The organism is Rhodococcus sp. EPR-157 (assembly GCF_001647195.1).
Taxonomy (GTDB): domain Bacteria; phylum Actinomycetota; class Actinomycetes; order Mycobacteriales; family Mycobacteriaceae; genus Rhodococcoides.
On record NZ_LVCV01000166.1, the window covers coordinates 1 to 12,657 of the forward strand.

General features: G+C 63.8%; 12 protein-coding genes. 7 read left to right on the forward strand and 5 right to left on the reverse strand.

The features are described 5' to 3' along the window. The 3 genes from A2J03_RS07345 to A2J03_RS07355 form a co-directional block, all read right to left on the reverse strand. On the reverse strand, positions 1-715 hold a 715-nt coding region (locus A2J03_RS07345), incomplete at its 3' end, for a PIG-L deacetylase family protein (RefSeq protein WP_068371514.1). A 17-nt stretch (positions 716-732) separates the two neighbouring features. Further along, positions 733-1,662 (reverse strand): acyl-CoA/acyl-ACP dehydrogenase, encoded by a 930-nt coding sequence (locus tag A2J03_RS07350; RefSeq protein ID WP_068371511.1) that lies wholly within the window; start codon positions 1,660-1,662, stop codon positions 733-735. Between the two features lie 20 nt (positions 1,663-1,682). Continuing rightward, positions 1,683-2,399 carry a glycosyltransferase gene (locus A2J03_RS07355; protein ID WP_068371517.1) on the reverse strand — a complete coding sequence of 239 codons (717 nt, stop codon included), beginning with the start codon at positions 2,397-2,399 and terminating at the stop codon, positions 1,683-1,685. Between the two features lie 237 nt (positions 2,400-2,636). Between A2J03_RS07355 and A2J03_RS07360 the strand changes: the two genes are divergently transcribed. The 7 genes from A2J03_RS07360 (at position 2,637) to A2J03_RS07390 (ending at position 9,326) form a co-directional block, all read left to right on the forward strand. Further along, entirely contained in the window at positions 2,637-3,167 is a 531-nt protein-coding gene (locus A2J03_RS07360; RefSeq protein ID WP_082897667.1) for a DUF6764 family protein, read from the forward strand. Positions 3,168-3,184: 17 nt separating this feature from the next. Continuing rightward, positions 3,185-3,790 carry an HdeD family acid-resistance protein gene (locus tag A2J03_RS07365; protein ID WP_068371489.1) on the forward strand — a complete coding sequence of 202 codons (606 nt, stop codon included), beginning with the start codon at positions 3,185-3,187 and terminating at the stop codon, positions 3,788-3,790. Between the two features lie 135 nt (positions 3,791-3,925). Continuing rightward, complete coding sequence (locus A2J03_RS07370) at positions 3,926-4,849, forward strand: L,D-transpeptidase (RefSeq protein WP_068371523.1); 924 nt, start codon at positions 3,926-3,928, stop codon at positions 4,847-4,849. A 233-nt stretch (positions 4,850-5,082) separates the two neighbouring features. Then, positions 5,083-6,012, forward strand: coding sequence for a carbohydrate ABC transporter permease (locus A2J03_RS07375; RefSeq protein WP_197480652.1), 930 nt, complete (start codon positions 5,083-5,085; stop codon positions 6,010-6,012). Continuing rightward, positions 6,009-6,896, forward strand: a complete 888-nt coding sequence (locus A2J03_RS07380; protein ID WP_068371500.1) for a carbohydrate ABC transporter permease — start codon at positions 6,009-6,011, stop codon at positions 6,894-6,896. Before A2J03_RS07375 ends, A2J03_RS07380 begins: the two co-directional genes overlap by 4 nt. A gap of 34 nt (positions 6,897-6,930) precedes the next feature. Further along, complete coding sequence (locus A2J03_RS07385; protein ID WP_068371503.1) at positions 6,931-8,250, forward strand: ABC transporter substrate-binding protein; 1,320 nt, start codon at positions 6,931-6,933, stop codon at positions 8,248-8,250. Further along, positions 8,250-9,326 carry an ABC transporter ATP-binding protein gene (locus tag A2J03_RS07390; RefSeq protein ID WP_068371506.1) on the forward strand — a complete coding sequence of 359 codons (1,077 nt, stop codon included), beginning with the start codon at positions 8,250-8,252 and terminating at the stop codon, positions 9,324-9,326. The genes A2J03_RS07385 and A2J03_RS07390 overlap by 1 nt, the downstream gene beginning before the upstream one ends. On the opposite strand, the gene A2J03_RS07395 is transcribed toward A2J03_RS07390, so the two are convergent. Both A2J03_RS07395 and A2J03_RS07400 read right to left on the reverse strand, forming a co-directional pair. Then, positions 9,307-10,617, reverse strand: a complete 1,311-nt coding sequence (locus tag A2J03_RS07395; RefSeq protein WP_068371508.1) for a cytochrome P450 — start codon at positions 10,615-10,617, stop codon at positions 9,307-9,309. The genes A2J03_RS07390 and A2J03_RS07395 overlap by 20 nt on opposite strands. A gap of 129 nt (positions 10,618-10,746) precedes the next feature. Beyond that, positions 10,747-12,657, reverse strand: a 1,911-nt coding sequence (locus A2J03_RS07400) for a M13 family metallopeptidase (RefSeq protein WP_068371525.1), incomplete at its 5' end; no start/stop codon positions are given.

The following is a 12,657-nucleotide window of genomic DNA, read 5'->3' on the forward strand; positions in this document are numbered from 1 at the left end:
GCAGCCGTTCCAGAATGTGTGGCGGCAGGATCGCGCGGTCGGCCGGGTGCTCGGACAATGGCTCGATCTGTGTCGTGAAGTGTTCGACCGCACGCCGTTTGGATTCCGCTGTGCCTTCGGTGAGGTCGACGCCGAGTGCCCGGCCCCACGGCACCTCGGGATCGTCGGGGCGCGCCCAGTGCCACATCCATACCGGGTACTCGAGGACCGCGATGCCGACGCGTTTGGCTGCAGCGAGGCACGCGCGTGCCGTCGCCTCGTGGTCAGGGTGACGATCCCCCCGCCACGGAGCCAGACACCACGTGCCCTGGCTGCCGGCCAGAAGTTCGGTCAACGCCCGAGTCATCTCTTCCTCGTGCTCGGGGAGCTCTCCATCCGGAAAACCGAGTCGAATCGGATCGACGTCCAGTCCGAGTTCCCGCAGCGCGCGTTGCGCTTCCCTCGGCCGGGACTCGATCAGCTGATCGGGCGTCATGGTCGGCGAACCGGGATGCGACGCGCCGCCGTCGGTGACTGCGACGACCGATACTCGTATCCCCGCAGCTGCAGCCATCGACATCAGGCCCCCGACGCCGAGCACCTCGTCGTCAGGGTGCGGTGCGACGACGATCAGCTCGCGGCACCGAGTGAGGTCGAGCTGCGGGAACGTCTGTTTCCAGGCGCTCCATTCCGCCTCGGGTGTGCCGAGATCGACAGTGTCGAATGTCCTGCCCATTTCTGCTGTTCCGTTCTCTACCACGGGTTGTCCTCCTTCGCGATGTCCTCTCCGAGTGCCGCGAGGTCGCGTTCGGCGTGGCTCTGTCGGAGAAACACCGTCAGATCAGCCACCCGTCGCGCGTGTTCTCCGTTGGCGCACAGGGGAGCTGCGCCGAGCGCACGGCCGACTCGGTCGATCGTAGTCGTCGATGCAGATTCGACGGTCGCGCGGACGATGCGAGCTCGAACGCGTCCATGGCCATCGGAATCGGTTGGATCCGAATCGATTTCGGCAGCTGCCGTCGTCAACGAGCTCGATGCCGCCCCTAGTGCGGCGGCAACCGAGCCGAGATGGGCCCGTGCATGAGCGTCGGCGCCGGATCGCACGGCGGCATGCAACGTGTCCGCGACTGCGCAGGCGCTACCGAACCACACCGCCGCGACGCCGATCGCGCCGTGCCAGAAGCCGGGACGCTCGATGTAGGCGCCGACCTCGCCCACCGGAACTGCGCGGGCACCGTCGAACCGAACCGTTCCCGAGTCGCTTCTCGACATGCCGACCGCATGCCATGTGTTGGCGATGGGCCGACACCAATCCTGCGTGAGGTCGACCGCAAACAGTCGCGAGCGATCACCGACGCGGGCCGTCACCAGAGCATTCGTGCACACATTCGCTCCGGAGCACCACGGTTTGACGCCGGTCAGCTTCCACCCGTTCGTCCCCTGTGCCGCCTCGAGCACGGGCGACGGCGGTTCCGCAGCCCACACGCCCCAGATCTGTCCACGTTTCGGTGTCGGACCACCCAGCTCCGCCAGGATCGCCAGCGCGTCCGCATGTGCCTCGGCGAAGCGCCCCAGAACGGTATCCTCACGGCCGAGCGCAGCCAGTGACAGCCATCGTGTGTCGGTGAATCCGCCGCCCGGCAATGGAAGATCGCCGGCCTCGTCGACGACCCACTGCTTCATCCGGTCGGTGAGTGCAGCGCTCACAGCGCGATCGCCAACTCGAGGTCCAACAGATGGCCCGCAAAGCCGTCGGGAGCCCGGCCAACACGCCTCGACGAGGTTCGAACCGGTCCGTCGGATGCATAGAGTACGTCGATGCCCGCGTGCTCGAGTCTGCTGACCAGATCGACATCCTCGGCGGTGGCGAGGGCTCCGAACCCGCCGACGCTCCAATACGCGTCCGCGCGAAATCCGAGGTTCGTTCCATGCACGTGCCGGTGACCGGGCCGGTGCCGATAGCCGGAGTTGTAGGCCAAGGCCAACGCAGGCGAGACGGTGTCGGAGTCGGGCGTCACGGTGCCCGCCACGACGCGAGCGCCTCGGCGGGCGTGCGCGAGCTGCGTCGACAGCCAGTTGCCGCCTACTTCGCTGTCGGCATCGGTCGTGGCGAACCAGACGTCCGAATACGAGGAGATGCCGGCGTCGCGGAAGGCCGCCAGGAATCCGGCGGCGCGCGCAGCTCCGACGTTGCGGCGATCGACCGTCACCACGGTCGCATCGATCTTGTCGGACCACGTCTGGGCGATATCGAGCGATGAATCGGTGCAGGAATCCAGTACTACGATCACGTGCGTTTCGACGCCGACTCCCTCGCACGCGTGTCCGAGCGCCGACAGGCACGCGTCCAACAACAGCTCCTCGTTGTGAACAGGCACAACGACGACTACTCGTCGAACCTCCGGTTGCACATCGATCACTTGACGTCCACCCTCCGCAGATCCGAGTCGAATCCGTACATGCAGCGGAGAGCACACCGCCATGGCCAGGGCTTTCCGTTCACTCGGGCGTCCGATTCGGTGCAGTCTTGCCGCCGGTGACTCGACGGAATGCAATTGAGTCCATAAGACCCTGAATGAGATCCCCCGCAGTGGCACAATCCAAACATCGTGACGCCTCCACACGAGGCGGCGTCATCGACAGCGAAAGGTGCTCTCGTGGCGATCTTCGACACGCGCAGTCTCGGCAGGACGGCTGTTCTGGCCGCTGGAGTGGGCGGTGCCGTCATGGCGCTCGCTCTTGCGTCCCCGAGTGCCGCCGGTGCGGCCGACCTCACCTGCACAGGCCCTGCTGGGTCGACGGCAGAGGTGGCCGAGGACGGCACTGCATGCGGAGTGCGTACCGACGATGTGTCCACCGCCCTCGCTCGGGCATACGACGCGGTGGCCTTCGCCAGAGCTGAGGTGAGAGGCTCTGCTTTCGGCCTTGCCCACTCGGGTGGCGTCGCGGCGGCGGAGACATCGGCTGGGCATGTCGGCGCTGTGTCGGTCGGGCAGGATTCGGTTTCGATCGTGTCGACGGACCCCGGCGCGATCGCATTCGCGCTGTCACTGACCAGGGGGCAGACCTTCGTCGGTACGACCGCCGAGGGCGTCAGGTGCGACGCGGGAGCGGGCGTCGCCGTCAACTTCAGCACCGGTCAGATGTGTATCTCCGACGGATCCAGCGTCCCTAGTCAGCCCTCGTAGAAGGCAGGTACCGACTCATGTCCACTCAACCGTCCAACTCTTTCTCGACCAACGAAGAAGCCCTGCTGCAGATCGGTAAGGATCTGTGGTGGGCAGTACTCATCCGCGGCATCTTCGCGGTGATATTCGGCATCGTGGCGCTGGCCTGGCCCGAAGTCACCGTCTGGGCGTTGGTCGTCGTGTTCGGTGCCTACGCGATCGTCGACGGACTGTCGGCGATTTTCCGGGCAGTTTCCGCACGCAAGGTCGAATCCGGGTGGGTGTGGTGGCTCCTGGGTGGGTTGGTCTCCCTCGGGGCCGGAATCGTCGCGTTCGTGTGGCCCGAGATAACTGCGCTTGCGGCAGTGTTCGTGATCGGGATCTGGGCAATCATGGGCGGACTCCTGGAGATCGCCGGTTCCATTCGCTTGCGAAAGCTGGACGGCGCAGCGCACTGGGGCATGCTTCTTTTCGCGGGCGTTCTGGAGCTTCTGTTCGGACTGGTTCTGGTGTTCTTCCCAATCAGCGGCATCCTGAGCATCGTGTGGCTCGTCGGCGTCTTTGCGCTGGTGTTCGGCGTGCTGTTCGTGGTCAGCGCTTTCCAGGTACGTTCGGCAGCGAAGAAAGCGGGCGTGCTCCAGTAGGAGCTCTGTGTGAACGATTCGAAGTTCTCCGCGATTCGCCAAAGGCACGACAAGTGTGTGTTAATGACGGTTGGTTTCGGCTGCGGTCGGCAAGAGTAGGACGGATCGGAAACAGTTATGGCACTGCGTTTGAACATGGCCTCGCGTGAGAGTTCGGCACTGCGGTCACCTCGGAAGCTCATCACTCGGTTGTCCCTCGCGGCGGCCATCGCTGCCTTCGGAGCCGCCTCGCTCGTGACCCCGGCGCATGCAGCTCCGCTGTGGCCTGGAGGGCCTGACATCCCCGGCACCGGATCGTCCAATCCTGCGCAGCCGTTGCCTGCCCCTGAGCCGCAGCAGCAGCGTGTGGCCCCGGCGAACTTCTCCGACCCGTCGATCAGCCCGAGCGGCGGCGAGGTCGTCGGCGTCGCCCAGCCCATTGCGATCCGGTTCAACGAGACGATCGGTGACCGCGGAGCTGCCGAAGCTGCGATTCGCGTCACAACTACCCCTGCGGTGGACGGGCATTTCTACTGGATCAACGACACCCAGGTTCGTTGGCTCCCGAACGAGTTCTACCCGGCGCACACGCAGGTGACTGTCGAAGCCGGCGGCGCTCGTGCGGACTTCTCCACTGGAGATTCCGTCATCACCACCGCCGACGACGCGACCAAGACGATCACCGTCACGCGCAACGGCGAAGTCGTTCGCACCATGCCGACATCCTTCGGCAAGCCAGGGCACGAAACGCCGAACGGCACCTACATCGTCGGTGAGCGCGTTCGCGAGATGTACATGGATTCCTCGACGTACGGCGTCCCCGTCGACTCACCCGAGGGCTACCGCACATACGTCGAGTACGCGACTCGAATCTCCTACAGCGGCATCTTCATCCACGCTGCACCGTGGTCCGTCGATTCGCAGGGTTACGAGAACGTCAGCCACGGCTGCCTCAATGTCAGCACCGAGGACGGCAAGTGGTTCTTCGAGAACTCCCAGAAGGGCGATCCCGTCGTCGTCAACAACACTGCGGGCGGAACGCTCAGCGGGTCCGACGGTTTGGGCGACTGGAACCGGTAGTTCTTGCTGGCCTCGAGGCGGCTCCGCCGCCAGTGGCGCGGTTAAGTGCATTGGGGTGCACTCAACCATGCCACTGGAGCGGAGCGACCTCGGTCACTGGAGCGGAGCGAGCACTAGAGCGGAGCGACCTCCAGCATTGAAGCGGAGAGAGCACTAGAGCTTTAGCTCCGCGGCCATGCCTGATTGGGTGACAGTTCACCTCTCGTTCGCGGCGGGTGCGCACAGTCTGCGCAGTGAGTACAACAACGGAACGAGTGCTGCCCACAGCAGGCCGGAGGAGCTTCTTCGGTAGGCCGTGGAGTGACTACGCGCTCTTCCTGATTCTGTTGGGCCCCAACCTCGCCCTGCTGGCCGTGTTCACCTACCGACCGCTGGTCGAGAACTTTCAGTTCAGCTTCTACGACTGGAACCTCTCCTCGCCCACGTCGACGTTCGTCGGATTGGCGAACTATCGCGAATGGTTCACCCGCGACGACACCTGGACGATCGTCGGCAACACCGTCGTCTTCACGATTGCCGCAGTGGTCGGCAGTCTCGTGCTCGGACTGATTCTGGCCATGCTGCTGGACAGAAAACTGCGGGGCCGCAACTTCGTCCGTTCTGCGGTGTTTGCGCCGTTCGTCATCTCGGGTGCCGCGATCGGAATCGCGTTCCAGTTCGTGTTCGACCCCAACTTCGGTCTGGTGCAGGACCTTCTGCATCGCGTCGGGCTCAGTTCGCCGGACTTCTACCAGGATCCGAGCTGGGCGCTGTTCATGGTGACGGTGACTTACCTCTGGAAGAACCTCGGCTACACCTTCGTGATCTACCTCGCGGCGTTGCAGGGTGTGCGCAAGGAGCTGATGGAAGCGGCCGAGATCGATCGCGCGGGCAAGTGGACGACGTTCCGGAAAGTGCTTCTGCCGCAGCTCCGTCCGACGACGTTCTTTCTTTCGATCACCGTTCTGCTCAACTCGCTTCAGGTCTTCGACATCATCAACGTCATGACCAGGGGCGGTCCGCTCGGCAACGGCACCACCACGATGGTGTTCCAGGTGTACGAGGAGACATTCCGAAACTTCCGTGCCGGCTACGGTGCGACGGTCGCGACGATCATGTTCGTCATTCTGTTGATCGTCACCCTCGTGCAGGTACGCATCATGGATCGAGACGATCAGCGATGACTCTGACAGCAAAGCCGACCGTGAGCGTTGCAGCTCCGGTGAAGCCGAAGGACCCACAGCGTCAGCGCAGCTTGTCGACGGTATTCGGGTACGTTGCAATGGTTCTCGTCATCATCATGATCGGACTTCCGCTGTTCTGGATCTTGATCACCTCCTTCAAGGAGCGCGGTGAGATCTACGTTCAGCCGGTGACCTGGTGGCCCAACTCGCTCACCATGAACAACTACGACGAGGCAACCACCGAGGTCCCGTTCTTCACCTATCTGCGGAACTCGGTGATCATCACCGCCGTGACTTCGTCGATCAAGTTCGTCCTGGGCGTAGCCAGTGCGTACGGTCTGGTGTTCCTGCGCTTCCCGGGCAAGAACGTCGTCTTCCTCGCCATAATCGCCGCACTCATGGTGCCCAACCAGATCACCGTCATCTCGAACTACTCGCTGATCGCCGATCTGGGCTGGCGAAACTCGTTCCAGGGCATCATTCTTCCGCTGGCAGGAGTCGCTTTCGGTACATTCCTGATGCGAAACCACTTTCTGTCGTTGCCCGCGGAGATCATCGAGGCCGCTCGCATGGACGGAGCAGGGACGTTCCGGTTGCTGTTCCGGGTGGTCCTCCCGCTGTCCGGACCGACGATGGTGGCGTTCGCGATCATCACCATCGTCACCGAGTGGAACGAATACCTCTGGCCCTTCTTGATGTCCGACGATTCCTCGGTCGCACCGCTTCCCGTCGGACTCACTCTGCTGCAGAACACCGAGGGCTACACCAACTGGGGCGCCGTCATGGCGGTCACCATTCTGACCATCCTGCCGATTCTCGCCATCTTCCTCGTTCTCCAGCGACACATGATCAAGGGCCTCACCTCCGGTGCGGTCAAAGGCTGATTCACCGGTACCGACAAGAAAAGAAGAGACACTCATGGCACACATCGATCGTCGTAAATTCCTCGCGCTGACCGGAACGCTGGCCGCCGGCGCGGCACTCGCCGCGTGCAGCAGTCCCGGGTCGAGTTCCTCGGGTGAGGCAGCATCGGGCGACGCGAGCACCATCAACTTCTGGTCCAACCACCCCGGTAAGTCGCAGGCGTTCGAGCAGGAACTGATCGCGCGCTTCCAGGCCGAAAATCCGGATCTGACCGTCAATCTGATCGACGGTGGCAAGAACTACGAGGAAGTCTCGCAGAAGTTCAATGCGGCGCTGTCCGGCAACGATGTGCCCGACGTCGTGGTTCTCTCCGACGTGTGGTGGTTCAACTACGCGCTGACCGGTGCAATCGAACCGCTCGACGGACACTTCGATGCAGCCGGCGTCGATTCCAGCGATTACGTCGATTCGCTTCTCGCCGACTACAACTGGAACGGCAACCACTGGGCACTGCCCTATGCGCGCTCGACGCCGCTGTTCTACTACAACAAGGCCGTCTGGGCGCAGGCGGGACTTCCCGACCGCGGCCCGGCGACGTGGCAGGAATTCGACGAGTGGGGCCCGCGCATCCAGGCCGTCGTCGGAGACGGCAAGCTCGCCCACGGCTGGGGCAACGCCGTGGACTACCTCGGTTGGACGTTCGAAGGTCCGATCTGGACCTTCGGTGGCGCCTACTCGGACGGCTTCGATCTGAAGTTCGACGACGAGAAGACCATCGCCGCCGGGCAATTCCTCAAGGACATGATCCACACGAAGAAGTACGCGGCGGTCTCCAGCGACATCGCCAACGATTTCGGTGCGGGCATCATCGCCTCGACGATCGCGTCCACGGGCGATCTGTCCACCATCACCCAGAATGCGTCGTTCGAATTCGGCACGGCATTCCTGCCTTCGACAGACGGACAACCCGGATGCCCGACGGGTGGAGCCGGCCTCGCCATCCCGTCGAAGATCTCGGACGAGCGTAAAGTCAACGCGCTCAAGTTCATCGACTTCGTCACCAACGGTGCCAATACCGCCTACTTCTCGCAGAACACCGGGTACATGCCGGTTCGCAAGTCGGCTCAGGAAGATCCGAGCGAGATCGCCTTCCTCGAAGCGAACCCGAACGCCAGAACGGCTGTCGATCAGCTCGCCAAGACCCGGTCGCAGGACTACGCCCGCGTGTTCGTACCCGGTGGCGACAAGATCATCGGTACCGGTCTGGAGCAGATCGCGCTGCAGAACGCCGACGTCGCAACGGCATTCGCCAGCGTTCAGGACCAGCTGCAGCAGATCATCGATCGCCAGATCACCCCGAACCTTCCTTCGTAATGGCTGCCGTCCACTACGCGGGGGTCTCGCACCGCTACCCGGGTTCCGACTCGTTGGCGGTCGACTCGCTGGAACTCGACATCGCCGACGGTGAGTTCATCGTTCTCGTCGGCCCCTCGGGCTGCGGCAAGTCGACGAGCCTCCGAATGCTTGCCGGGCTCGAATCGGTCGAGAGCGGAAGAATCGACATCGGCGGCGTCGATGTCACCACACTCGCTCCGCGTGAGCGAGATGTCGCGATGGTGTTCCAGAACTACGCCCTTTACCCGAACATGACCGTCGGGGACAACATGGGATTCGCATTGCGGAACGCTGGAATGAGCAAGGCGGACACTGCTGCCCGTGTTCTCGAGGCGGCGAAGATGCTCGAGCTCGAACCGCTGCTGAACCGAAAGCCCGGCAAGTTGTCGGGTGGTCAGCGGCAGCGAGTAGCGATGGGACGCGCGATCGTCCGGCAGCCCAAAGTGTTCTGTATGGACGAGCCGCTGTCGAATCTCGACGCCAAGCTGCGGGTGTCGACGCGAGCGCAGATCGCAGGTCTGCAGAAGCGCCTCGGCACGACGACGGTCTACGTCACGCACGATCAGGTCGAGGCGATGACCATGGGCGATCGGGTTGCGGTGTTGGAGGCGGGCAAGCTTCAGCAGATCGCGTCGCCGCGCGAACTGTACGACAACCCGGTCAACACGTTCGTCGCCGGGTTCATCGGTTCTCCGGGTATGAATCTCATCGACGCGCCGGTGGTCGACGGGGCCGCGGTGGTCGGTGGTGTGCGTATTCCGGTCCCGGCGAACGCCGAGGCCAGGGTCGTACTCGGAATTCGGCCGGAGAGCTGGAGCCTCGTGGGCGAGGGCGTCGGGTCTGTCTCTGTCGCAGTCGAACTCATCGAGGAGCTAGGGGCGGAATCGTTCCTGTACGGTGTGCCGCCGCTCGGCACGGACTGGAGCACCCAGTCCGGCCGGCTCGCGGTTCGCGTCGACCGCAAGCTCGAGATCGGGTTGGCAGAGACGGTTCGGCTCGTCCCCACGCTCGACGAGGTGTTCTTCTTCTCCGCTGCTACCGGGCAGCGCCTGTAGCAGCGGGCTGCCCGAGATCCACTGGCAGCGACGCCCAGCCGTGCAGGACTCGGGTGTCGCGGCGGATTCCCTCGCCTGCAGACCGCAGGTGAGGGAATCGGTCGAACAGCGTCTTCAGACCGACCTCCGTCTCCGCTTTGGCGAGTGCCGCGCCGAGACAGAAGTGGCGCCCGCCGGAGAACGAGAGGTGCTTGTTCGCGTTCGTCCGAGTGACGTCGAATCGGTACGGGTCGTCGAATACGTCGGGATCGCGGTTCGCGCCGGCGAGGACGAGGACGACCAGTCCACCTTCCGGGATGGGAACGCCCTCGATGGTGACGTCATGCTTCGCACGACGCGCCGTCAGCTGAACCGGTGATTCCAGTCTGAGCATCTCGTCGACGGCTGTGGGCCAGTGCGACGCGTCCTGCTGAAGTAGGTCGAGCTGGTCCGGGTGGTCCAGCAACAGCCGGATTCCGCTGCCGAGAAGGTTGACCGTCGTCTCGAACCCCGCCGCGAGGACGAGCCCCGCCGTCGCGCGCAGTTCCTGGTCGTTCAGACCGATTCCGTCCTCGGTCGCCTTGATCAACTCGCTCATCAGGTCCTCGCCCGGATTGCGGCGGAGTTCGGCGAGATGATCTGCGAGCCAGGCGTCGAACTGCTCCAAGCCGTCCTCGACGCGGTTGAACTGCTTCCAGGAGAGCCCGATGTCGAGGCTCGGTGCCGCCATCTCGCCGAACTCGAGCACTTTCTGGCGGTCTCGGTCCGGTACACCGAGGATGGTCCCGATGACGGCGACGGGGAGTTGCGCGCAGTACTTGTCGACGATGTCCACTTCACGGCCGCCCGCCGTGAGCTCGTCGAGCAGACTGTCTGCCTTCTCTTGGACCATCTCACGCATCTTCGCCACCGCGCGCGGGGTGAACACCGACGACACCAGCTTGCGGTAGCGGGTGTGCTCGGGCGGTTCGACGGACAGCAGCGACGGCGGCTTGAGCGGGTGAAGAGCCTTCGACCGCGTTCTGTTCTCGATCCACCGCAGCGGCGTCGGCAGGTTGGCACCCAACTCCGTGACCTGGAAGTCGTCGGATCTGAGCAGTTCGTGGACTACTCGGTGGGTGACAGTGATGTTCGAGATTCTGGTCTTCACCAGCGGGCCCGACGAACGGATCCTCTCGAATACCTGGCGCGGGTCGGCACGGGTTGCCGGGTCCGCGACCAGCATGGCTTGCGGGTCACCGGCCTGCGCCGCCTTCTTTGCCCCGTACCGTACGACGCCGTGTGCGGCGATCCATCTGATCCGCTTTTTCATGTCCCCACCCCTTCGAAATGTCCCAGTGTCGCGGCGGCTCCGCCGCCAGTGGCATGGTTCAGTGCGTTGGAGTGCACTCAACCGCGCCACTAGGCGCGGAGCGCCCAACCGCCACTAGGCGCGCAGCGCCTACCAAATCCTGACGCGCTCCGCTGGATCCAAGTACAGCGCATCTCCCGGCTTCACATCGAACGCTTCGTGAAAACTGTCCAGATTGCGCACCACACCGTTGCAGCGGAACTCCGGCGGCGAGTGCGGATCGACTGCAAGTCGACGGATCGCCTCTTCGTCGCGTGCCTTGGTTCGCCACACCTGTGACCAGCCGAAGAACACCCGCTGCAGACCAGTGAGGCCGTCGAGAACGGGAGCGTCCTTGCCGTCGAGCGCGATCTTGTACGCGGCGACGGCGATGGACAGACCGCCGAGGTCGCCGATGTTCTCACCGATCGTGAACTGTCCGTTGACCTTGTGACCGGGTAGGGCCTTGGGTTCGAACTCGTTGTACTGGTCGATCAGCGCGGTGGTGCGCTTACCGAACTCGGAACGGTCCGAGTCGGTCCACCAGTCGATCATGTTGCCGTCGCCGTCGTACTTGGCGCCCTGGTCGTCGAATCCGTGTCCGATCTCGTGTCCGATGACCGCCCCGATTCCGCCGTAGTTCGCGGCATCGTCGGCTTCGGGGTCGAAGAACGGTGGTTGCAGGATCGCTGCGGGGAAGACGATTTCGTTCATTCCCGGGTTGTAGTACGCGTTGACGGTCTGCGGCGTCATGAACCACTCGTCGCGATCGACGGGTCCGCCCAGCTTGTCCAGATCACGCTGGTATTCGGCAACGTAGCCGCGCCGGTAGTTCCCGAGCAGGTCGCTCGCGTCGATCTGCACGGCCGAGTAGTCGCGCCAACGATCCGGGTAGCCGATCTTCGGGGTGAACTTGTCGAGCTTGTCGAGCGCCTTCTGTCGAGTCTCCGGGCTCATCCACTCGAGGTCGGTGATGTTGCGACGGTATGCCTCTTGGAGGTTCGCGACGAGTACCTGCATGCGGGCTTTGGCGTCGGCCGGGAAGTGGCGTTCGACGTACAGTTTCCCGACGGCCTCTCCCAGCAGGTCCTGTACGAGAGACACGCCGCGCTTCCACCGTTCGCGGTTTTCTTCGGTGCCGCTCAACGTGGTCCCGTAGAACGCGAAGTTCTCCTCGACGAGGGCTGCGGTCAGATACGGCGCGCGACTGTGCACGATGCGCCACGCGAGCCACGCCTTCCAATCCTCGATGTCGGCCGACACCCACAGGCCGGTGAATGTGGACAGGAACGACGGCTGCCCGACGACGATCTCCGCGAACTGCTCACTGCTGCCACCTAGTCCGTACATCCATGCGGTCCAGTTGAATCCGGGTTCGTTCCCCACGAGAGTGTCGAAATCGACGAGGTTGTAGCTCTTCTCGGCGTCACGGCGCGCGACGACATCCCAGTGGCCTGCGGCGAGCTTGGTCTCGAGGTCGAAGACACGCTGGGCGTCGTAGGACAGCCCGGCGATGGAGAACATCTTTGCGATGTGGGCGATGTACGCCTCGCGGATGTTCGCGTAATTGTCCTCGCGGTAGTAGGACTCGTCGGGCAGGCCGATCCCGGACTGCGTGACGTGCACCAGGTAGCGCGAGGAATTCTTGGCGTCGGTGTCGACGTAGTGGCCGATGGCCCCGCCGACGCCGGTGCGCTGCAGTGAGCCGAGAACCTCGGCGAGAGTGACGAGATCGCCGGCGTCGGCGACGGATGCCAACTCGTCGGCGATGGGCGAAAGGCCCGCTTCCTCGACGGCATCGGCGTCGAGGAAGCTCGAATAGAGGTCGCCGATCTTCTGCGCGTCGGTCCCGACGGGTGGGTTCGACTCGGCTGATTCCTGGATGATCGTGCGGACGTCTTCTTCGGCCCTGTCGTACAGGGTGCGGAATGCCCCGTCGACCGCGCGGTCTGCCGGAATGGCGTAGTCGTCGAGCCACTTGCCGTTGACGTGCACGAACAGGTCGTCCTGGGCGCGTGTGCT

Coding starts and splice junctions, on each gene's coding strand:
- A2J03_RS07365 (WP_068371489.1), top strand. CDS start 3,185: ATGTCCACTCAACCGTCCAACTCTTTCTCGACCAACGAAGAAGCCCTG.
- A2J03_RS07370 (WP_068371523.1), top strand. CDS start 3,926: ATGGCCTCGCGTGAGAGTTCGGCACTGCGGTCACCTCGGAAGCTCATC.
- A2J03_RS07380 (WP_068371500.1), top strand. CDS start 6,009: ATGACTCTGACAGCAAAGCCGACCGTGAGCGTTGCAGCTCCGGTGAAG.
- A2J03_RS07395 (WP_068371508.1), bottom strand. CDS start 10,617: ATGAAAAAGCGGATCAGATGGATCGCCGCACACGGCGTCGTACGGTAC.
- A2J03_RS07390 (WP_068371506.1), top strand. CDS start 8,250: ATGGCTGCCGTCCACTACGCGGGGGTCTCGCACCGCTACCCGGGTTCC.
- A2J03_RS07350 (WP_068371511.1), bottom strand. CDS start 1,662: ATGAAGCAGTGGGTCGTCGACGAGGCCGGCGATCTTCCATTGCCGGGC.
- A2J03_RS07385 (WP_068371503.1), top strand. CDS start 6,931: ATGGCACACATCGATCGTCGTAAATTCCTCGCGCTGACCGGAACGCTG.